We start from the raw sequence: 19,356 nt of genomic DNA on the forward strand, positions 1-19,356 counted from the left end.
GCCTTCCCCGGCTCACCCTCGCGGCTGGCTGAACCTCAGCATGTTGCCCGCCGGGTCCCGGAACGCGCAGTCCCGCGTCCCGTACGGCTGGTCCATCGGCTCCTGGAGGACGTCGCCGCCCGCCGCGCGGACCCGCTCGAAGGTCGCGTCCACGTCGTCCGTACGGAAGTTGACGCCCCGCAGCATGCCCTTGGCGAGCAGTTCGGCGGCGGCCTGACGGTCGGCGGCGGGGGCGTTCGGGTCGGCGAGCGGCGGTTCGAGGACGATCTCGACGTCCGGCTGCTCGGGCGAGCCGACGGTCACCCAGCGCATGCCCTCGAAGGAGACGTCCTTGCGGACCTCCAGACCGAGGGCGTCGCGGTAGAAGGCGAGCGCCTTGTCGTGGTCGTCCACGGCGATGAAGCACTGGGCGAGGTTGATGGCGTGGCCGGTGTGGCTGGTGTCGGTGTTCATGGCGTCGACGCTACGAGCCCGGCCGGGCGGTTCGCTTCTCCATTCCTGACCGGTTCCGGATCCGGCGCGGGCCGACTGACCCGTCAGCCTTGCCCCGACCTGTCAGCCCGCCCCGCCCCGTCAGCCCGCCGCCCCCGGCCGCCCCGTCGCTCCCGCCCGGGTGGGCCGTGTCAGGTACATCGCCACGCACCCCGGGATCGCCTCCCCCGCCTCGTGATCGCGTGCCCGGTACGCGCTCGGGCTCTCCCCGACGAGTTCCGTGAAGCGCGAGCTGAACGACCCCAGCGACGTACAGCCGACCGCGAAGCAGACCTCGGTGACGCTCAGATCGCCCCGCCGCAGCAGCGTCTTGGCCCGCTCCACGCGGCGTGTCATGAGGTAGCCGTACGGCGTCTCCCCGTACGCGGCCCGGAAGCTGCGCGAGAAGTGGCCCGGTGACATCAGCGCGGCCCGCGCCAGGGCCGGGACGTCCAGCGGCTCTGCGTAGTCGCGGTCCATCATGTCGCGCGCGTGGCGCAGTCTCACGAGGTCGTCGAGGGTCGGAGTCACGCGCCCAGCCTGCCGCACCGGGGCCGGAGCGGGAGCCGGAAGTCAGGAAGTCGGGAAGTCGGGAAGTCAGGAATGGAGAAGCCTTCCCTGTCCCCGCGCGCCTAGCCTGGCCGCGAGGCCGAGACCAGGGAGACGCCGCAGCATGAGCACGAAGACGGGCACGAAGACGGGCACGAGCACGACGAGCACGGACACGAACACCCCGCACGCCGCCGACCGCCACGACATGATCCGCGTCCACGGCGCGCGCGAGAACAACCTCAAGGACATCGGGATCGAGATCCCGAAGCGCCGGCTCACCGTCTTCACCGGAGTCTCGGGTTCCGGCAAGAGCTCCCTGGTCTTCGACACGATCGCCGCCGAGTCGCAGCGCCTGATCAACGAGACGTACAGCACCTTCGTCCAGGGCTTCATGCCCTCCCTCGGCCGCCCCGACGTCGACGTCCTCGACGGTCTGACCACCGTCATCAGCGTCGACCAGCGCCGCATGGGCGGCGACCCGCGCTCCACCGTCGGCACCGCCACCGACGCCAACGCCATGCTGCGCATCCTCTTCAGCCGGCTCGCGACGCCGCACATCGGCGGCCCGAAGGCGTTCTCGTTCAATGTCGCCTCGATCAGCGGGGCGGGCGCGGTCGCGTTCGAGCGGGGCGGGCGGACGGTGAAGGAGCGCCGCGAGTTCACCGTCACCGGCGGCATGTGCGCGCGCTGCGAGGGCCGGGGCGCGGTCTCCGACATCGATCTGACGGCGCTGTACGACGACACGAAGTCGCTCGCCGACGGCGCGCTCTCCATCCCCGGCTACAGCATGGACGGCTGGTACGGCCGGATCTTCGCCGGCAGCGGCTACTTCGACATGGACAAGCCGATCGCCCGGTACACCAAGCGCGAGCTGAACGACCTGCTCCACCGCGAGGCGACCAAGATCAAAGTCGACGGCGTCAGCCTCACCTACGAGGGCCTGATCCCCAAGTTGCGCAAGTCGATCCTCTCCAAGGACATCGACTCGCTCCAGCCGCACGTCCGGGCCTTCGTGGAGCGCGCGGTCACCTTCGCCACCTGCCCCGAGTGCGACGGCACCCGCCTGAACGAGGGCGCGCGGTCGGCGAAGATCGACGGGGTGAGCATCGCGGACGCCTGCGCGATGCAGATCAGCGATCTGGCGGAGTGGGTACGGGGGATCGAGGACCCCTCGGTCGCGCCGCTGCTCGCGAATCTGCGGCAGACCCTCGACTCGTTCGTGGAGATCGGGCTCGGCTATCTCGCGCTCGACCGCCCCGCCGGGACCCTGTCGGGCGGCGAGGCGCAGCGCGTGAAGATGGTGCGGCACCTCGGGTCGTCGCTCACCGACGTCACGTACGTCTTCGACGAGCCGACCACCGGGCTGCACCCACACGACATCCAGCGCATGAACGCGCTGCTGCTGCGGCTGCGCGACAAGGGCAACACGGTGCTCGTCGTCGAGCACAAGCCGGAGACGATCGCGATCGCCGACCATGTGGTGGACCTCGGGCCGGGCGCCGGTACGGCGGGCGGCAGCGTCTGCTTCGAGGGCACGGTGGCCGGGCTGAAGGACAGCGACACGGTCACCGGGCGGCACTTCGGCGACCGCGCCCGCGTCAAGGACAAGGACGCCGTACGGCAGCCGGACGGCGTCCTCGCGATCCGCGGCGCGAGCGCGAACAACCTGCGGGGCGTCGACGTCGACATCCCGCTCGGCGTCCTCGCGGTGGTGACCGGGGTGGCCGGCTCCGGGAAGAGTTCGCTGGTGCACGGCTCGATCCCGGCGGGCGAGGGCGTGGTGTCGGTCGACCAGAGCGGGATCCGCGGCTCGCGGCGCAGCAACCCGGCCACGTACACGGGGCTGCTCGACCCGATCCGCAAGGCGTTCGCCAAGGTCAACGGCGTGAAACCGGCGCTCTTCAGCGCCAATTCGGAAGGCGCCTGCCCGACTTGCAAGGGCGCGGGGGTCGTCTACACCGACCTGGCGGTGATGGCCGGGGTCGCGACGGAGTGCGAGGAGTGCGAGGGCCGGCGGTTCCAGGCGGCGGTGCTCGACTACCGCTTCGGCGGCCGGAACATCGCCGAGGTCCTCGCGATGCCGGTGGACGAGGCCGTCGCCTTCTTCGGCGACGGCGAGGCCCGGACGCCCGCCGCGCACCGCGTCCTCACGCGGCTCGCCGACGTCGGCCTCGGCTATCTCACCCTCGGCCAGCCGCTGACCACCCTCTCGGGCGGCGAGCGGCAGCGGCTCAAGCTGGCCACGCACATGGGCGACAAGGGCGGCGTGTACGTCCTGGACGAGCCCACCGCCGGCCTCCATCTCGCCGATGTGGAACAGCTCTTGGGGCTGCTCGACCGGCTGGTCGACTCCGGGAAGTCGGTCATCGTGGTCGAGCACCACCAGGCCGTCATGGCCCACGCCGACTGGATCATCGACCTCGGGCCGGGCGCGGGCCACGACGGCGGCCGGATCGTCTTCGAGGGCACCCCGGCGGAGCTGGTGGCGGCACGGTCCACCCTGACGGGGGAGCACCTGGCGCGGTACGTGGGAGAGTGACCGCCTGACGCCGGCGGCTGGACAAGGGCATGGGTGCGGAGAGTTGAACGGGCACGAAGGCGCCTACGGCGCCGACTACGAGGACGCGCCGCTCGTCGGGGGAGAGGCGCTGCTCGGTCTGCCGGGCTTCTGGGCGGCGTATCTGCTCTGGCTCACGGAGGGCGAGAGCGAGGGCGAGGGCGAGGGCGCCTTGGCGGACGAGGATCCGGAATCGGAATCGGAATCGGAACTGGAGCCGGATCCGGGCTGGTTCGGGGTGGACGAGGCCGACATGGACGCCGCCTACGAGGCGTTGAGCGACCCGGAGCGGTGGCCGGTCTTCAGGATTCCGTTCGGCGGCGGTCACTCGGTGGTGGTGCTGGGCCGGAACATGCCCGAGGACCAGGGGACGGAGTACGTCGTCACGCACCCCGCCTGGGACCGCACCGGCCATCTGGCCACGATCGACGGCCACCAGGCCGGTCCGGGCCTCGCCTGGCGGGAGCTGGTCCATATCGCCCGTACCCCTGACTCCGACCCTGGCCCTGACTCCGACCCTGGCCCTGAGCCTGACCCTGGCCCTGAGTCCGACCCCGAGATCGACCCCGAGTCCGGGGGTTCCGGAACCCTCAGGGGTTCCGCCGTACGGGACGCGGATGCCCGGCTGCTGCTTCTGCTGCCCGTACTCGGCGAGGAGGACCTGCCCGCGGAGGCCGTCGACATGGTCGCCGACGCCCTCGTGCGGGTGGGTGCCCCGGGCGCGGGCGTGCGGCGGCTCGCGCGCCTGCTCCTGACCGACCACCCGCTGTGGGAGCCCGTCACCTGGGCACCCGCCGAGGCGTCCCCGCTGTCGGGCGGCGGGGAGCCGTACCCCGGCATCCTGCACTGCGACGGTGAGTGGAGCCCGCGCTCCGGCGTGCGGCTCGCGGCGGGCATCACCCGGGAGCAGAACGACGAGCTGGCCCGGGCGCTCGGTACGTGGGACGGGCCGTCGCCCTCGGAGCCGTAGACCGGAATCGTACGCAGGAGCCGTACCCCGGAACCGCCGAGCCGCCGGGACCGGAGCCGCGCCCGAGCCACGGTCAGCCCCCGAGCCGCCGTCAGCGCAGCGACAGGGGCGTCTCCTCCCCGATCCGGGTCAGCTTCTCGGGGTTGCGGACGAAGTACAGGCCGGCGATCCGGTCGCCCTCGACGTGACACGCCAGGACGCCTTCGACCTCGCCGCCGACCGTGATGATCAGGCCCGGTGCGCCGTTGACGAGGGTCGGCGTCCCGGAGAAGGCGACGCCGTGCTTGCCGATGCCGCCCAGCAGGAAGCGCGCCACCTTGTCCGCGCCGAGGACCGGGCGGCGGGCCGCCTGCTTGATGCCGCCGCCGTCGCCGAGCAGGACGACATCGGGGGCCAGGACGTCGAGCAGGGCCTGGAGATCGCCCGTGACGAGGGCGCCGTGGAAGGAGTCGAGAGCCGCGCGGGTGACCTTCGCCGGGACGACCTCGCGGGGGCGGCGGGCCTCGACGTGGCGGCGCGCGCGGTGGGCGATCTGGCGGACGGCGGCCGGGGTCTTGCCGACGGCGGCGGCGATCTCCTCGTACCCGACGTCGAACACCTCGCGCAGCACGAACACGGCCCGTTCCGTCGGCGCCAGCGTCTCCAGGACCAGCATCAGGGCCATCGACACGCTCTCGGCGAGTTCGACCTCCTGCGCCACGTCGGGGGAGGTGAGCAGCGGTTCGGGCAGCCACGGGCCGACGTACGACTCCTTGCGGCGGCTCATCGTCCGCATCCGGTTGATGGCCTGCCGGGTGGTGATCCGGACCAGGTACGCGCGCTGGTCGCGGACCTCCGTCAGGTCGACGCCGGACCAGCGCAGCCAGGTTTCCTGGAGGACGTCCTCGGCGTCGGCCGCCGACCCGAGCATCTCGTACGCGACGGTGAAGAGCAGGTTGCGATGGGCGACGAAGCTCTCGGTCGCCGGGTCGGCGGCATCCACGACGGAATCCTTCCAGAAGAGTGACATAGCGTCAGTTCAGTTTGATATCAGCGGAGTTGGCGGCGGAGTCGGAGGCTACAGCCTTGTGATCCTGCCCGGTGGCGGCCCGCGTACGCAGCTGCTCCGCGCGCTTCGAGTCCTTCGCCCACTCCCACTTCAGCGAACCGGGCTTCTTCCCCTCCCGCACCATCTGCTTGACGATGCCGGCGCAGATGGACTCCTTCAGATGCGCCCCGGGCCGCCCGGAGATGTGGATCCAGCGCGCGACGTCGTTCGTGTGCGAGATCTGGAACAGCCCGGTCCGGCGCCCCAGGCTCAGGCACTGCCCGGCGAAGCCCATCGCGATCGGCTTCGCCTGCTCGTCCCCGATCCGGCGCAGCACGGTGTCGGCGGCGTGCGCGCCGAGCGGCATCGCGATCTGGCAGCTCATCCGCAGCGGCAGACCGGACGGGGCCGCCGAGTCGCCGGCGGCGACGATCCGGTCGTCGTCGACGCTGGTCAGCGTCTCGTCGGTGAGCAGCCGCCCGAGGGCGTCGGTCCGCAGCCCGCTGCGGGCGGCGAGGTCCGGCACCGTGAACCCGGCGGTCCACACGGTCACCGCGCTCGGCAGCTCGCGCCCGTCGGCGAGCGTGACGCTCTCGCGCGCCACAGCGGCGACCCGTGTACCGGGCCCCGCGAGCACGGTCACCCCGAGCGCGGTCAGCCGGCGGGCCACCGCGCGCCGGGCCTTCGGGTGCAGATACGGGCCGAGCGTCCCGCCGCAGGCCAGGGTCACCCGGCGGCCCTGCTCGGCGAGTTCGGCCGTCGTCTCGATGCCGGTGGGGCCGGCGCCGACGACGGTGATCGTGTGCGTGGCGGGCGTGGCGTCGAGGACCGTCCGCAGCCGTCGGGTCTCCTCCAGGCTGGCGAGCGGGTACGCGAACTCGGCGGCCCCCGGCACGTCCGGGGCCGCGCTGCCGCTGCCGACCGCGTAGACGAGATAGTCGTAACGGAGCGTCCGCTCCTCCTTGTTCGCGCTCTCACTCCCGTTCTCGGTCGTGCCCTCGTCGGGCGGCACGAGCGTCAACTCCCGCGCGGAGGCGTCGATTCTGGTCACGGTGCCGACGACGAGCCGGACCCGCCCGCTCAACAGCTGCCGGTAGTCGGCGACCGCCGCGTGCGTACCGCCGGCCAGCTGGTGCAGCCGGATCCGCTGGACGAAGTCGGGGCGCGGGTTGACGAGTTCGACGCGGACCCGGGGGTTCTGGGTGAGCCGGTTGGCGGCGATCACACCCGCGTATCCGCCGCCGATCACGACGACCCGGGTCTCGGCGCTGGCCTTGGTGCCGGTGCCGGTGCTGTTCTCGGTGTTCATGGTGTCCCTCCTCCGTCCCCCTGTGTTTCAGGGTTCGGCCTCAAGACACCAGGTCCGTGACGCCTGTGACAGCTTGTGTCGCGGCTCACATCCGGTCGCGGTCCGCCGACTGTCGGTGGTGCCGCCTACAGTCCTTCTGACCAGCGGAAACGCATCGGCCCGCGGAAGCCCATCGGCCCGGCAGAAGCGCATCGGCCCGGCGGGAACACGGCGGCGAGAGGGAACGGCATGACAGCGGAACACGACGGCATCCAGTGGCTGGCGGGGCGGGACGCCACCTCCGGCATCGTGTTCGCCCGGGGGATCTCCGCGACCGAGCTCGCCGTCCGGCTGGGCGCGGACCCGGACGGCGCCACCGAGCCCATCGACGACGCCGACGCGTGGGACCTCGGCGAGTGGTACCGGCCGGGCGAGGAGGACGACGACGGCGTCATCCGCGTCGGCGAGCAGAACGGCTGGGCGTTCGCCGTGGAATACGGGGACTCGACCGGCACCGAGCGGCTCGCGGAGGTCTCCCGCGACGGCGTCGAGGCCCTCCACTTCGTACCGGTCGCGGAACACCCGCCCGCCACCGTGTCCTACGCCCGGGACGGCGTGGAGCGGTGCGGGTTCGGCCTCGGCGAGGAGATCCGGCGCTGGGGCGAGGAACCCGATCTGCTGCTCCCCGACCTCGTCGCCGGTGGTGTCCTCCGCCCAGACGGGGCGATGTCCGCCGCCCAGGAGGCCGACGGCCTCGGGGAGGCCGCCGCCCGCCGCACCCTCGGCGTCGTCGAGCGGCGCTTCGGCCTCTCCCTCTCCCCGTCCGTGCTGCGGGACGCCTGCCTCCCGGCGTACGCGGTGCGCGGCACCCCGGACATGGACGTCTGAGCATCGGGCTGTCGAGCCATGGGGGAGGGGCAGGGGACCGTTAGCGCTTCGCGGCATCGTCCAGGATCGAAGCGACGCGGGCGCGGCATTCGGCGACGAAGGCGGGGAAGGTGTCCCAGTAGTAGGCGATGCCGCTGACGGCCACCGCGACCGCCCAGGCGCGGGCTCGGGTCCAGGTCGCGTCGTCGAGGTCCAGGGCGTCCCAGTAGGCCTGCCGGGCTGGGGTCGGCAGGTCCCAGACGGTGGCGTGCTCGGCGTCGGGGAAGCCGATCGAGAGTCCGCCGAAGTCGATGACCGCGTGGAGCCGGCCGTCCTGGACCAGGAGGTTGGACGGCTTGAGGTCGCCGTGCAACCACCCCTGGGGAGCCGGGGAATCGGGCAGCGCGAGCCCGTCCCGCCACAGCTCCTCCAGGGTGTCGACATCAAGAGCGGGGGCGGGGTCGAGGGCGAGACCGAGGGAGCCGGGGCCCGCCAGTCGCCGGCAGTCCTCGAACGCGTCGGTGACCCATGTGTCGCAGGGCTTGAGACTGCCGCCGCGGTACCAGTCGAGGCCGTCCTCGCGGGTCGCCCCCATGAGGTCGGCACGGTGCAACTCCCGTACGAACTCCGCCAGATCGGCCCCGAACGCGCCCCAGCCCTGGACGGTGTCCGGGCCGGCCTCGGCGCCGTCGAGCCGGCGGTAGACGGACCAGATCAGCGGGAACGCGTCGGTGGGCTCCCCGGCGTGGACGGGCTCGGGGACCGGGCGCGGCAGATGGGGCGCCAGCCGGGGCAGCCACGCCCGCTCCTTCCGCAGCGCCCGCTGTTTGTCGGCGGTACGCGGAAGCCGTACGAGCAGGTCGTCGCCCAGCCGGTACATGCTGTTGTCGGTACCCGCGCCCGCGGGGGACAGCAGCAGGTCGGCCCATTCCGGCCGCTGCGCCGCCAGCAGCGAGCGGACGAGCGTCTCGTCGGCCGGGATCTCGTTCTCGTGAAGCGTCACACTCGGCAGTCTCACCGCTGGGGAGGACCGGAGCCAACCGACTTTCCGGGTGTACGGACGGGGCCGGCGTACGGAAGGAGGGCCGGTCACAGATGCCGGCAGAACCGGCGGTCGCGTTCGGCCAGTCGGGTCCGGGGCCCGGCGGCGCGCAGGACGACGTCCAGGGCCTGGTCGGGATCGGCGGCGTAACAGTTGCTGAACCACGCCATGTTCGCCTCGACCACGGCCCATTGACCACCCGCGCCCCCACCGCTCCCGGCCGGGGTCAGCAACCCGACGTCCATGACCACCGCGCCGGGCAGACCGTCGCCGCAAGCGTCCAGGAGGCCGGCGGCGAACTCCAGGACAGCGCCTTCCTGTTGGTGCCCGTCCAGCGGCCGGGCGTCCAGCCGGCCGAAGGTGGCGTACTGCGAGCCCGTCCGGACCTCGCCGTCGAGCACGAACAGCCGGAACTCCGCCGCCCAGGTCACCACGTCCGCGATCTGCACCGGCAGGTCCGGCGGAAGCTCCGGCCGTACGGGGAGCCGGCCGCCGTCGGCGTACACGGCGGCCGGGAAGCTCTTGTCGCTCGGCGGTTTGACGAACGCGGGCCGGGTCAGCCGGCGCGCCTCGCCCAGGGTCGCCAGGGTGATCCGCCGCCCGGTGTACGCGAGGGGCAGCGAGGCGAGCCAGTCGTCGGAGGGCTCCAGAAGCGCGACCCCGAGGGCGTCCACGACCCGCGCGCCGAAGGCGGGCCCGCCGTAGTAGTGCCCACCGGTCCGCCCACCCGCGTCCACCGCCACCACGCCGTCGCGGGAGGGAACGGGAAGCACCTCCACCGCCATCCCCCGCCGCCGCGCCGCCGCCGCGAGCAACTCGCGCGTCGAGGTGCGCTGCGGCGCCACCGCCAGGAACCCGTCTCCGTACGCGGTCACGAGCATCGTGTGCCCTGGGCCGCTTCGCGCTCGGCGGCGAACTCGTCGAGGAGCTCGAACAGGACCTTGATCGCGTGCTGTTCGTCCTCAGGCGGAAGGCTCCACAAGTCGTCCCAGCCGTTCGGGAAGGCAATGTGGAGGACCTGGCCGGGCCAGGCGTGGCTGCAGTCGCGGCCTCGACGGGCGAGGAGCCAGTCGTGCCAGCCGGTGAGCCCGTTCCCGTCATGCCGGCGGGCGTGCTGGTCGTAGCCGGTCAGGAACGCGGCCAGCAGGTGGAAGGAGGACTTGCCGACGAACATGCCGGGGCGTCGGCCGACATGGGCGAAGTACTCGCGCTCGGTCATTTCCGCGAGCGGGTTCATGCGTCCGCCTCCTCATGGTCATCGGCGTCGTCGTCCGGAGCCGGACGAAGCCTGCGGCGGGCGGCTTCCAGGCGTTCGACGTAGTCCGCCGCGAAGATCTCCGGCAGGGACTTGTCGAGCGTTCCGGCGATGCGGTGAAGGGGTGCCCAGACCGCGCTGTCGTCGACGAGACGGTCGAGGTCCGTCATCTGTACTCGCTCCAGCCAGTCCGACAGGACCAGTGCCTCGTCCGGGGTGAGCTTGACGATGATCTCCGGGGTCTCCACCGCTCGAACATAGCCCGGTGGAAGTCTGCGTATGCGAGCGGAGGAGGGGGCCGGGTTGCCTTCAGCGAGATCCTTCAGCACCGTTTGGCCCCGGCCGGTGGCGGCAGCGCCCTGACGGCTGTGACCGAGCGCCCCAGTTGGCGAGTTGAGCGTCAGCCTGTCCTCACTCGTGTGCTCGGCTGGTGTGGTGTCGGCGCGTCTGCGGCGCCGTCAGACGGGCGACCGCCTGGCGGGCGGCTTCCCGGTGGTCTGGGCGGGGCGCCGGCACGCGAGGGCCGGCCAGGTCGCGGCCGGTGAGCGACTTGGCTTCGACCGCGATCCAGTCGGCGCGGCGCACCACGGCGATGTGACCTTCCTCGTGGGCCTGTCCGTCCTTCCAGTCGTCGGGTGGCGCCATCAGGACACGGAGGTCCTGATCGTTCAGCCACTCCAGCCCGAGGACCTGGCGGCCGAGGTGATGCTCGATGAGTGACAGGGCGGTACCGGTCTCCAGGTGGAGGAGCAAGAGCTCTCCCTCGAAGTAGTAGCCGCCGTCGTACTTGCCGGATCCCACGGCGAGCAGGGGGAGGGTCGGGTGGAAGGCCATCGCGTTCACGGGGTGCCGCGAGTACAGCAGATGGCGGCGGCGGGCGCGGTCGGTGACGTGGAAGGCACCGACCGTCTTCGCCTCGTCGTACTCGTGCGCGCCGGCCACGGCGACCAGGCCTCTTCGCTTGTCCGCCACGACCAGGACGGCATCACCGATCCCGGAGAAGGGATCGATGGAGCGGTCTTGGTCGATGGGAGACGAGGCCATGACGAAGATCCTCGCAAGGTTCCCGCTGGAGTGGGTAGCCGGCCCTTCCTGCAGCCCTGGCCGTCCACGTGACTCGGCTCGCCAGCTCAACGGCTCACTCGCCGACTGAGGCACTCGGTCACACACTCAGTCAGAGCGGCTGTGACAGAACTATTGCAAGCGTCTGCTTGCAATAGTTAGCAACGGGTGGCAGGGTCGGAGCATGGCATCGCTCAACGTCGGCAATCTCGGTGAGTACCTCCGCGAACAGCGGCGGACCGCACAGTTGTCCCTGCGGCAGCTCGCCGACGCCGCGGGCGTGTCGAATCCGTATCTGAGTCAGATCGAGCGGGGGCTCCGCAAGCCCAGCGCCGAGGTGCTCCAGCAGGTCGCGAAGGCCCTGCGGATCTCCGCCGAGACGCTGTACGTGCAAGCCGGGATCCTCGACGAGAAGGAGCGGGAGGAGCTGGAGACGCGTGCCGTCATCCTGGCCGATCCCTCGATCAACGAGCGGCAGAAGCAGGTGCTGCTCCAGATCTACGACTCCTTCCGCAAGGAGAACGCCGCCGAGAAGGCGGCGGAGAACGCCGCCCGGCAGTCCACCGATACGTAGCACCTCGTAGAACCTCTGGGAGGACCACGACCATGGCCATCATCGACGAACTGCGCACCCCTCTCTACTTCGCCGCCGGCACCGCCGACCTCGCCGTGCAGCAGGCCAAGAAGGTGCCCGGGCTGATCGAGCAGCTGGCTGCCGAGGCGCCGGCGCGGATCGAGGCCGTACGGAAGGCGGACCCGAAGGCGGTGCAGGAGAAGGCGCAGGCGAAGTTCGCCGAGTTCGTCGGCGGCCTCGACACCGACCTGAAGAAGCTGGGCGAGCAGGCCCAGGACCTGGCGCTGCGCGGGGTCGGCGTAGCCGCCGAGTACGCGGTCAAGGCGCGCGAGAAGTACGAGGAGCTCGCCGCGCACGGCGAGGAGACCGTCCGGACGTGGCGCGGCGACGACGCCGAGGAGAGCACCGAGATCGCCATCGCCGTCGAGCCGGAGCCGGTGACCGAGCCCGTCACCGAGCCGGTGCTGGTGACCGAGCCGGTCGCCGAGCCCGAGGCGGCCCGCAAGAAGACCGTGGCGGCGGAAGCGGCGGACGGCGCGGAGTAGCCGCGGCCGGCAGGGCCGTCAGGCACCGGGCGGGACGAGCGGGCGGACGAGCGGGCGGGGCGTGATTGCGTCCTCGGTCGTCCGTCCGGGCCGTCCGGGCCGTCCGGACCGGTCAGCCATCCGCCGTCCACCCGTGCCCGCCGCGCCGTACGAGGTACCTTGGCCGGGAGGCGGCTTTCCCTTTCTTTTCCCCGCCCCGTCACCCTCGCCCCACGCTCCCCCTCCAGCTCCTCAAGGCGGTGCCCAGCATGCTGATGGACCACTTCAACAGCGCCCTGTGGGACGTGATCAGGTACGTCCTTCTCGGCATGGCCGTCATCGCGCTCGTCTTCGCCGCCCTCGGCCGTGAGGACGCCTATCGTGCCGCTGACAAGAAGACGAAGAAGTTCTGGCTGCTGCTGCTCGGGGGCAATCTCGCCGTCAACCTGGTGGGCGCGTGGGTGCTCGGGCCGATGTTCATGATGTTCCAGATCGCGGGGCTCGTCGCCGCCATCGTCTTCATGGTCGATGTACGGCCCGCGCTGCGCGATGTCACCGGCGGCGGCGGCCGCCGCGGCGGCGGTTCCAGCAGCGACGGCCCGTACGGCCCCTACAACGGCGGCCGCTGACACCCGGCACTGACACCCGGCGTCGGCACCCGAAACAACCCGGGACCCGACGCGGACACGAGGGGACCGAACGGTAGGCACAGGGCCTGGGGGCTTATCCCCAGGCCCTGCCGCGTTCCGCCGCCAGGGTCCCGGTTCCCGGACCCGCGAGGACCCCCGGCCCGGCGGCGGCATCCAGCCGGTCCAGGGCCAGCACGGCCACGTCGTCCGTCAGCTCGCCGCCGTTGAGCGATCGCACCTCGGTGACGGCCGCCTCCAGGAGCGGCTCGCCGCGCAGCCCCGCCGCCAGTTGCCGGTTGATCATGTCGAGCATCCCCTCCTGCCCGAGTCGCGGCGAGCCCGGGCCCGCCGAACGCCCCTCGATCAGGCCGTCCGTGTACATCAGCAGGCTCCAGGACGCCCCGAGGTCCACCTGCCGGCGCGGCCAGCGGGCACGCGGCAGCAGCCCGAGGGCCGGCCCCCCGTCCTCGTACGGCAGCAGCTGGGCCGCCCGCCCGTGCCGGGCGATCAGCGGGGAGGGGTGGCCCGCCAGACACAGCCCGGCGCGCCGGCCGTCGGGGGCGATGTCGAGGGTGCAGAGGGTCGCGAAGATCTCGTCGCTCTCGCGTTCGTGCTCCAGGACTTGCTGGAGGGTGGAGAGCAGCTCGTCGCCGCACAGCCCCGCGAAGATCAGCGCGCGCCACGCGATCCGCAGGGCGACGCCGAGCGCGGCCTCGTCGGGGCCGTGGCCGCAGACGTCGCCGATCATGGCGTGGACGGTGCCGTCGGAGGTACGGACGGTGTCGTAGAAGTCGCCGCCGAGCAGCGCCCGGGACCGGCCGGGCCGGTAGTGGGCGGCGAAGCGCAGATCGGAACCGTCGAGCAGGGGCGTCGGCAGCAGCCCGCGCTCCAGGCGGGCGTTCTCCTGGGCGCGCAGCCGGGACTCGGTGAGCTTGACCTGGACGACGTCCGCCCGCTTGCGTTCGACCGCGTACCGGATGGCGCGGCTGAGCACCCGCCCGTCCAGTTCCTCGCGGAAGAGGTGGTCCTGGGCGCCGACCCGTACCGCCTCGGCCGCGAGTTCCGCGTCCGCGGACGGCGCGAGGGCGAGGACGGCGTGGCGCGGCGCGAGACGCAGGACGTGCCGCAGCGGCGCGAGCGGGTCGTCGGCGGTGGCCGCGCGCGGATCGGTCAGGGCGAGGTCGACGAGGACGCAGTGCACGTCGTCGGTGAGCAGCCGCTCCGCCTCGGTGAGGTTGCGGGCGGTACGGATGCGGACGCGGGTGCCTGCCGCGTCGAGCAACTCGGGTACGGCGAGGGCGCCCGCCGGGTCGTCCTCGACGACCAGCAGGGTGAGGTCGCCGGCGGCGCCGTGCGTTCCGGGTGCCGGTGCCGCGAGAGTCTCGGTCCTCTGGCGCGGTACGGGTACGGGCATCGGTCTGTTTCCTTCCCTCCCCCCGAGGGCCGGGGACCGACCCTAGTGGGTGCGCCGTCCGCCGGGGAACGCCGGACGGGCCGGGAAGCGCCCGATTCGTATGGCATATGCCACGGAAGGGGAGGTAGCCGCCTTACGGGCACCCCGGAAGCGGCGGTCGGCGATGACGAACGTCACTCGCCGGGACGCCGCGGTTCAGGAGGGAACGGCCCGGTCGGCCGACCCGTAAGGGCGGCCCGACCCTTAGGGGTGGCCGATACGCGGGGAGAGCCGATTCGTGCCGGGGCGGCCGACCCGTAGGGGCAGCCGATCCGTACCGCCCGCTGCCCTGGGCCGGCCGACCGGCCCGTAGGGGGGCGGGCCGGGACCCGTCAGCCCGGTCGTACGACGCCGAGGATGTCCATCGTCCCCGCGCCCGTGATCGTGACGTCCCGGCCCGGGCGCGGCGCGTGCACGATCCGGCCGTCCCCCACGTACATCCCGACGTGGCTCGCGTCGTGGAAGTAGATGATCAGGTCGCCGGGTCGCATGTCCTTGATGTCGATGTGCGGCAGCAGCCGCCACTGCTCCTGCGAGGTGCGCGGGATGGTGCGGCCGGCGGCGATCCAGGCGGACTGGGTGAGCCCCGAGCAGTCGTACGAGTTCGGGCCCTCGGCCCCCCACACGTACGGCTTGCCGATCTGCGCGGTGGCGAACTCCACCGCCCGCTTGGCCTCCGGGCTGGTCCGGTCGCTCAGGCCCGCGAGTATGCCGGAGCCGAGCCAGGCGGTCTGCGCCCGGTTCTGCTCGCGCAGCTCCAGGGCGCGCAGCCGGGCCAGCTCGTCGGCGGCGAGCTTGGACTCCAGCTTCTTCGCCGCCTCTATCTTGTCGTTGATCTCCTTCTTCGCCTGGGCCTGCTTGACCCGGCCGGCCTCCAGCTTGGTCCAGTTGTCGCCGGCTTCCTTGGCGTACGTGGTCAGCTCGTCCTGGGTACGGGTCAGGTCGGAGATCAGGTCCTTGGTGGCCTTCTGGCCCTCCTGCAGACGGCCGGCGTTGTCGAGGAAGAGCTGGGGGTCGTTGGTGAGGACCAGCTGGGCGCCCTCCGGCAGTCCGCCGTTGCGGTACTGGGCCCGGGCCGCGGCGCCCGCCTGCGCCTTCAGTCCCTCGATCCGCTTCCGGCCGTTCTCGATCATCCGGGCCAGCCGCACGATCTCGCCGGACTGCCGCTTGGCGCGTTCCTCGGCGAGGTTGTAGGCGTCGGTGGCGGTGGCCGCCTCCCGGTAGAGGCCGTCGATCTCCAGCCGCACCTCTTCCAGGGACTTCTCCGGCAGCGGCGGCGGCGAGGGCAGCGGGGCCGCCGTCGCCTGGAGGGTGAGGGCGGGCGAGGCCAGCACGGTCAGGGCACAGGCCACGGTGAACGCGGCAAGGGCATGGCGGTGTCGGTTCACTGGCTCCCCCTCGGGCGCGCGCGGCACCCGTGTCTGGTCTGGTCGTGCGTGCGGCCGGTCGACAAAAACTGACTTACCGTCAGTAACTTGGGTGTGACCTTTCGCGATAGTGCCATGAGAGCCCCGAAAGCAACAGGGGGACACAGAGCCTGCGGGGTCAGTTCCCCTCTCAGGGACGAGTGCGACGCGTGGTGCGTTCCCCGCGAGTGCTCCGCGCCGCGTGCGCGCCGTGCGCGCCCCCGGAGGTTCCGAGGCCGGGGGAGGGTGGTGTGCCGGGTGTGCCGGGTGTGCCGGGAGTGTCGGGAGTGAGTGTCCGGACGTGACGGGAGCGGCCGGGGCGGCAGGGGTGCCGGCGGCGTCGGGAGTGGCCAGGGCGTCGGGGCGACGAGAGTCGCCGGTGCAGCCGTCAGCCTCCGGCCGGCGCCAGCGCCTCCCACCGCACCGTGATCTCGCCCTGCCGCCACCGCCGCGGACCGTCCGTCACCGGCCAGTCCGCCGCCAGGTCGCGCACGGTACGGATCCACCGCTGCCGGGCCCCGTACGAGGCGTACGGCGCCGCCGCCGCCCACGCCCGGTCGAAGTCCCGCAGGAAGGCGTGTACCGGCTCGCCCGGCACGTTCCGGTGGATGAGCGCCTTCGGCAGCCGTTCGGCCAGGTCGGAGGGCCGGTCGAGGGAGCCGAGCCGGGTGGCGAAGGTGACCGTACGCGGCCCGGTCCGGTCCAGCGCGACCCACACGTGCCGCCGGCCGATCTCGTCGCAGGTCCCCTCCACGAGCAGCCCCTCCGGCGCGAGCCGGGCGCACAGCCGCGCCCAGACGTCCGCGACCTGCGCCTCGTCGTACTGACGCAGCACGTTCGCGGCCCGGATCAGCGCGACCTCGCCGGGCACCGGCACCTCGAAGCCGCCATGCCGGAATTCCAGCCCCTCGCGCGCGTACGGCTGCGCCGCCGCGACCCGGGCCGGCTCGATCTCGATGCCGACGACCCGGGTGCGGGGGTCGGCGGTACGCAGCCGCGCCAGCAGTTCGACGGCGGTCCAGGGCGCGGCGCCGTACCCGAGGTCGACGGCGAGCGGGGGCGGGCCCGAGCGGCGCAGTGCGGGGCCGTGGACGGCGGCGATCCAGCGGTCCTGGCGGCGCAGCCGGTTGGGATTGGTGGTCCCGCGGGTGACGGTGCCGACGGGGCGAGTGGTGCGCGGGGCCATACGACGAGCGTACGGGGTGGGCCCGCGGACACCGCTCCCGCTCCCCGCGCACCGTCTCCGGACACCGCTCCCGCTCCCCGCACACCGTCTCCGGGCAACCGCTCCCGCTCCCCGTACACCCCCATGCGCACCCCCATGCGCACCCCCGTGACCGACCCGCACCCCGCCCCTGGAGCGCCCCTGGCCCACCCCTGACTCGTCCCTGACCCACCCATGACTTTCGGGCGAACCCGCACAATGAACGGTAAGGAATTGGCAAAACGCCCGAGGTGGCGGAAATGAAAGCGAGCCGGCCCGGTGTTGTCGGAGCTGGCGGGCGGGATCGCCCGCCTGTTCGGTACGCCTTTGCGTCGGCGCCCCCGCGCCGCCCCGCCAGGGTGGGCCGGACCGGCCCCGACAGCCCCACCGCCTGCCGACCGACGCCGCCAGCCGACCCGCCGCCCGCCTCCGACCGACAGCCCGGAACGGTCCGCTCCGCCCGGCCCCACCGCCGGCCCCGGCCCGCCCGGACCGAGCCAGCCCCAGCCCCGCCCCCCAGCCCGACAGCGGAAGGATCGCCGACGTGAGCCAGTACGTGTCCCGGTTCGCCGGCACTCTGGCGGTGCCGCCCCGGCTCCGGCTCCCCGGCCGGCAGCGCGGGCCGCGCCGCGTGGCCATGCTCAGCGTGCACACCTCCCCCCTGCACCAGCCGGGCACCGGCGACGCGGGCGGTATGAACGTCTACATCGTCGAGCTGGCCAAGCGGCTCGCCGCGATCAACGTCGAGGTCGAGATCTTCACCCGGGCCACCGCCGGCGGCCTCGCCCCGGTGGTCGAGCTGGCGCCCGGTGTCCTGGTCCGGCACGTCGACGCCGGCCCGTACGAGGGCCTGGCGAAGGAGGAGCTGCCGGCCCAGCTGTGCGCGTTCACGCACGGAGTGATGCAGGCATGGGCGGGCCACCGGCACGGCCACTACGACCTGGTGCACTCCCACTACTGGCTCTCCGGCCATGTCGGCTGGCTGGCCGCCGAGCGCTGGGGCGTCCCGCTCGTCCACACCATGCACACCATGGCCAAGGTCAAGAACGCGGCGCTCGCGGAGGGCGACACGCCCGAGCCCGCCGCCCGCGTGATCGGCGAGACCCAGATCGTCTCGGCGGCCGACCGGATGATCGCCAACACGGCGGAGGAGGCCGGCGAACTCGCCCGCTTCTACGAGGCGGATCCGGCCCGGATCGCCGTCGTCCACCCGGGCGTCAACCTGGAGCGCTTCCGCCCCGCCGACGGCCGGGCCGCCGCCCGGGCCCGTCTCGGGCTCCCCGCGGACGCCTTCATCCCCGCCTTCGCGGGCCGGATCCAGCCGCTGAAGGCCCCGGACATCCTGCTGCGCGCCATCGCGCTCCTGCTGGAACGCGATCCGTCGCTGCGCTCGCGGATGGTGGTGCCGGTGGTCGGCGGGCCGAGCGGCAGCGGTCTCGCCAAGCCGGAGGAGCTCCAGAAGCTCGCCGCCAAGCTGGGCATCGGCGATGTCGTGCGCTTCCAGCCGCCGGTGGGGCAGGACCGGCTCGCGGACTGGTTCCGCGCGGCCAGCGTGCTCGTCGTCCCCTCGTACAGCGAGTCCTTCGGCCTGGTCGCCATCGAGGCGCAGGCGGCGGGCACCCCGGTCGTCGCGGCGTCGGTGGGCGGTCTGCCCGTGGCCGTACGGGACGGGGTCTCCGGTTTCCTCGTGCAGGGCCACGACCCGGCGGACTACGCCCGGATGCTCGCCCGGTTCGCGGGCGACGCGGAGCTGTCCGCCCGGATGGGCGAGGCGGCGGCCCGGCACGCCGGCTCGTTCGGCTGGGACGCGGCGGCGGGCCGGACAGCGGACGTGTACACGGCCGCCATCCACGACCACCGGCTGCGTGATCACCGGGAACACCGCGAGCAGCGCCGTCGCGTACGCTCGCACCATGGCTGAGGTCGACACCGAGGGCGTCCGGCGGATCATCGAGGACGCGTTCAAGGACGCGGAACTGGAGTGGGAGTCCCCCGAACCGGGCTCCTACGTCGTACGGCTCCCTGGCACGCACAAGCTCTTCACGACGCTGTCGCTGCGCGCCGGCCGGCACTCCCTCTCCCTCAACGCCTTCGTCGTCCGCCACCCGGACGAGAACGAGGCCGGCGTCCACCGCTGGCTGCTCGAACGCAATCTCAAGCTGTACGGCGTCGGTTACGCGATCGACCGGCTCGGCGACATCTACCTGGCCGGCAAGCTGCCGCTGGCCGCCGTCACGCCGGAGGAACTGGACCGGCTGCTCGGCTCGGTCCTGGAGGCGGCGGACGGCGACTTCAACACCCTCCTGGAGCTGGGGTTCGCGACGGCGATCCGGCGGGAGTACGAGTGGCGGGTGTCGCGCGGGGAGTCGACCCGCAACCTCGACGCCTTCCGCAACCTGACGGGCAAGCCGGCGAGCTGAGCGCCCGCCGGCCGGGAGGGCTACGGGTCGAGCGGACCCGTAGACCCGTAGACCC

General features: G+C 72.6%; 20 protein-coding genes. 8 read left to right on the forward strand and 12 right to left on the reverse strand.

Annotated features, from left to right (window positions below):
• Positions 1-12 precede the first annotated feature (12 nt).
• Both ABZ990_RS17895 and ABZ990_RS17900 read right to left on the reverse strand, forming a co-directional pair.
• Positions 13-453, reverse strand: coding sequence for a VOC family protein (locus ABZ990_RS17895; RefSeq protein WP_361231905.1), 441 nt, complete (start codon positions 451-453; stop codon positions 13-15).
• Positions 454-573: 120 nt separating this feature from the next.
• The gene (locus tag ABZ990_RS17900; RefSeq protein ID WP_361232022.1) at positions 574-954 is read right to left on the reverse strand and encodes a helix-turn-helix transcriptional regulator; all 381 of its coding nucleotides are present in this window, start codon (positions 952-954) and stop codon (positions 574-576) included.
• A gap of 274 nt (positions 955-1,228) precedes the next feature.
• Here ABZ990_RS17900 and ABZ990_RS17905 point away from each other — a divergent pair, with 274 nt between their 5' ends.
• Positions 1,229-3,562 carry an excinuclease ABC subunit UvrA gene (locus ABZ990_RS17905; RefSeq protein WP_361232024.1) on the forward strand — a complete coding sequence of 778 codons (2,334 nt, stop codon included), beginning with the start codon at positions 1,229-1,231 and terminating at the stop codon, positions 3,560-3,562.
• Positions 3,563-3,605: 43 nt separating this feature from the next.
• Positions 3,606-4,550: a hypothetical protein gene (locus ABZ990_RS17910; protein ID WP_361231907.1), complete on the forward strand. Its 945-nt coding sequence runs from the start codon at positions 3,606-3,608 to the stop codon at positions 4,548-4,550.
• 91 nt (positions 4,551-4,641) lie between these two features.
• Here the strand turns inward: ABZ990_RS17910 and ABZ990_RS17915 are convergent, their stop codons facing one another.
• Positions 4,642-5,559, reverse strand: coding sequence for an RNA polymerase sigma-70 factor (locus ABZ990_RS17915; protein ID WP_361231909.1), 918 nt, complete (start codon positions 5,557-5,559; stop codon positions 4,642-4,644).
• A 4-nt stretch (positions 5,560-5,563) separates the two neighbouring features.
• On the reverse strand, positions 5,564-6,886 hold the full coding sequence (locus tag ABZ990_RS17920) for an FAD-dependent oxidoreductase (protein WP_361231911.1): 1,323 nt from the start codon (positions 6,884-6,886) through the stop codon (positions 5,564-5,566).
• A gap of 228 nt (positions 6,887-7,114) precedes the next feature.
• On the opposite strand from ABZ990_RS17920, the gene ABZ990_RS17925 reads away from it, so the two are divergent.
• Positions 7,115-7,753, forward strand: a complete 639-nt coding sequence (locus ABZ990_RS17925) for a DUF6461 domain-containing protein (protein ID WP_361231913.1) — start codon at positions 7,115-7,117, stop codon at positions 7,751-7,753.
• 40 nt (positions 7,754-7,793) lie between these two features.
• On the opposite strand, the gene ABZ990_RS17930 is transcribed toward ABZ990_RS17925, so the two are convergent.
• From ABZ990_RS17930 to ABZ990_RS17950, 5 genes are all read right to left on the reverse strand, one after another.
• Positions 7,794-8,735, reverse strand: coding sequence for an aminoglycoside phosphotransferase family protein (locus tag ABZ990_RS17930; protein ID WP_361231915.1), 942 nt, complete (start codon positions 8,733-8,735; stop codon positions 7,794-7,796).
• An 86-nt stretch (positions 8,736-8,821) separates the two neighbouring features.
• On the reverse strand, positions 8,822-9,559 hold the full coding sequence (locus tag ABZ990_RS17935) for an ATP-grasp domain-containing protein (protein WP_361232026.1): 738 nt from the start codon (positions 9,557-9,559) through the stop codon (positions 8,822-8,824).
• Positions 9,560-9,645: 86 nt separating this feature from the next.
• Complete coding sequence (locus tag ABZ990_RS17940; protein ID WP_361231917.1) at positions 9,646-10,011, reverse strand: hypothetical protein; 366 nt, start codon at positions 10,009-10,011, stop codon at positions 9,646-9,648.
• The gene (locus tag ABZ990_RS17945; protein WP_361231919.1) at positions 10,008-10,277 is read right to left on the reverse strand and encodes a hypothetical protein; all 270 of its coding nucleotides are present in this window, start codon (positions 10,275-10,277) and stop codon (positions 10,008-10,010) included. The genes ABZ990_RS17940 and ABZ990_RS17945 overlap by 4 nt, the downstream gene beginning before the upstream one ends.
• A gap of 163 nt (positions 10,278-10,440) precedes the next feature.
• Positions 10,441-11,073 (reverse strand): hypothetical protein, encoded by a 633-nt coding sequence (locus ABZ990_RS17950; protein ID WP_361231920.1) that lies wholly within the window; start codon positions 11,071-11,073, stop codon positions 10,441-10,443.
• Positions 11,074-11,275: 202 nt separating this feature from the next.
• Between ABZ990_RS17950 and ABZ990_RS17955 the strand changes: the two genes are divergently transcribed.
• The 3 genes from ABZ990_RS17955 to ABZ990_RS17965 all read left to right on the forward strand — a co-directional run bounded on the left by ABZ990_RS17955 (position 11,276) and on the right by ABZ990_RS17965 (position 12,818).
• Entirely contained in the window at positions 11,276-11,665 is a 390-nt protein-coding gene (locus ABZ990_RS17955; protein WP_361231922.1) for a helix-turn-helix transcriptional regulator, read from the forward strand.
• A gap of 32 nt (positions 11,666-11,697) precedes the next feature.
• Positions 11,698-12,210, forward strand: coding sequence for a hypothetical protein (locus ABZ990_RS17960; RefSeq protein WP_361231924.1), 513 nt, complete (start codon positions 11,698-11,700; stop codon positions 12,208-12,210).
• Positions 12,211-12,458: 248 nt separating this feature from the next.
• Positions 12,459-12,818, forward strand: a complete 360-nt coding sequence (locus tag ABZ990_RS17965) for a DUF2516 family protein (protein ID WP_361231926.1) — start codon at positions 12,459-12,461, stop codon at positions 12,816-12,818.
• Between the two features lie 94 nt (positions 12,819-12,912).
• Here ABZ990_RS17965 and ABZ990_RS17970 read toward each other — a convergent pair whose 3' ends face one another.
• From ABZ990_RS17970 to ABZ990_RS17980, 3 genes are all read right to left on the reverse strand, one after another.
• Positions 12,913-14,232 carry a fused response regulator/phosphatase gene (locus ABZ990_RS17970; protein ID WP_361231928.1) on the reverse strand — a complete coding sequence of 440 codons (1,320 nt, stop codon included), beginning with the start codon at positions 14,230-14,232 and terminating at the stop codon, positions 12,913-12,915.
• Positions 14,233-14,603: 371 nt separating this feature from the next.
• Positions 14,604-15,659, reverse strand: coding sequence for an NlpC/P60 family protein (locus ABZ990_RS17975; protein ID WP_361231930.1), 1,056 nt, complete (start codon positions 15,657-15,659; stop codon positions 14,604-14,606).
• Positions 15,660-16,065: 406 nt separating this feature from the next.
• Positions 16,066-16,863: a class I SAM-dependent methyltransferase gene (locus ABZ990_RS17980; protein WP_361231932.1), complete on the reverse strand. Its 798-nt coding sequence runs from the start codon at positions 16,861-16,863 to the stop codon at positions 16,066-16,068.
• Between the two features lie 562 nt (positions 16,864-17,425).
• On the opposite strand from ABZ990_RS17980, the gene mshA reads away from it, so the two are divergent.
• Together mshA and ABZ990_RS17990 are read left to right on the forward strand one after the other, a co-directional pair.
• Complete coding sequence (gene mshA / locus ABZ990_RS17985; protein ID WP_361231934.1) at positions 17,426-18,802, forward strand: D-inositol-3-phosphate glycosyltransferase; 1,377 nt, start codon at positions 17,426-17,428, stop codon at positions 18,800-18,802.
• Positions 18,795-19,301, forward strand: coding sequence for a YbjN domain-containing protein (locus ABZ990_RS17990; protein ID WP_361231936.1), 507 nt, complete (start codon positions 18,795-18,797; stop codon positions 19,299-19,301). The genes mshA and ABZ990_RS17990 overlap by 8 nt, the downstream gene beginning before the upstream one ends.
• Positions 19,302-19,356: the final 55 nt, after the last annotated feature.

Source organism: Streptomyces sp. NPDC046203, assembly GCF_040646255.1.
GTDB lineage: Bacteria > Actinomycetota > Actinomycetes > Streptomycetales > Streptomycetaceae > Streptomyces.

Excerpts from the sequence above, each read along its gene's own strand:
- ABZ990_RS17895 (WP_361231905.1), bottom strand. The coding sequence starts at position 453 with ATGAACACCGACACCAGCCACACCGGCCACGCCATCAACCTCGCCCAG.
- ABZ990_RS17900 (WP_361232022.1), bottom strand. The coding sequence starts at position 954 with ATGATGGACCGCGACTACGCAGAGCCGCTGGACGTCCCGGCCCTGGCG.
- ABZ990_RS17905 (WP_361232024.1), top strand. The coding sequence starts at position 1,229 with ATGATCCGCGTCCACGGCGCGCGCGAGAACAACCTCAAGGACATCGGG.
- ABZ990_RS17915 (WP_361231909.1), bottom strand. The coding sequence starts at position 5,559 with ATGTCACTCTTCTGGAAGGATTCCGTCGTGGATGCCGCCGACCCGGCG.
- ABZ990_RS17920 (WP_361231911.1), bottom strand. The coding sequence starts at position 6,886 with ATGAACACCGAGAACAGCACCGGCACCGGCACCAAGGCCAGCGCCGAG.
- ABZ990_RS17925 (WP_361231913.1), top strand. The coding sequence starts at position 7,115 with ATGACAGCGGAACACGACGGCATCCAGTGGCTGGCGGGGCGGGACGCC.
- ABZ990_RS17935 (WP_361232026.1), bottom strand. The coding sequence starts at position 9,559 with ATGGCGGTGGAGGTGCTTCCCGTTCCCTCCCGCGACGGCGTGGTGGCG.
- ABZ990_RS17940 (WP_361231917.1), bottom strand. The coding sequence starts at position 10,011 with ATGAACCCGCTCGCGGAAATGACCGAGCGCGAGTACTTCGCCCATGTC.
- ABZ990_RS17950 (WP_361231920.1), bottom strand. The coding sequence starts at position 11,073 with ATGGCCTCGTCTCCCATCGACCAAGACCGCTCCATCGATCCCTTCTCC.
- ABZ990_RS17955 (WP_361231922.1), top strand. The coding sequence starts at position 11,276 with ATGGCATCGCTCAACGTCGGCAATCTCGGTGAGTACCTCCGCGAACAG.
- ABZ990_RS17960 (WP_361231924.1), top strand. The coding sequence starts at position 11,698 with ATGGCCATCATCGACGAACTGCGCACCCCTCTCTACTTCGCCGCCGGC.
- ABZ990_RS17965 (WP_361231926.1), top strand. The coding sequence starts at position 12,459 with ATGCTGATGGACCACTTCAACAGCGCCCTGTGGGACGTGATCAGGTAC.
- ABZ990_RS17970 (WP_361231928.1), bottom strand. The coding sequence starts at position 14,232 with ATGCCCGTACCCGTACCGCGCCAGAGGACCGAGACTCTCGCGGCACCG.
- ABZ990_RS17980 (WP_361231932.1), bottom strand. The coding sequence starts at position 16,863 with ATGGCCCCGCGCACCACTCGCCCCGTCGGCACCGTCACCCGCGGGACC.
- ABZ990_RS17990 (WP_361231936.1), top strand. The coding sequence starts at position 18,795 with ATGGCTGAGGTCGACACCGAGGGCGTCCGGCGGATCATCGAGGACGCG.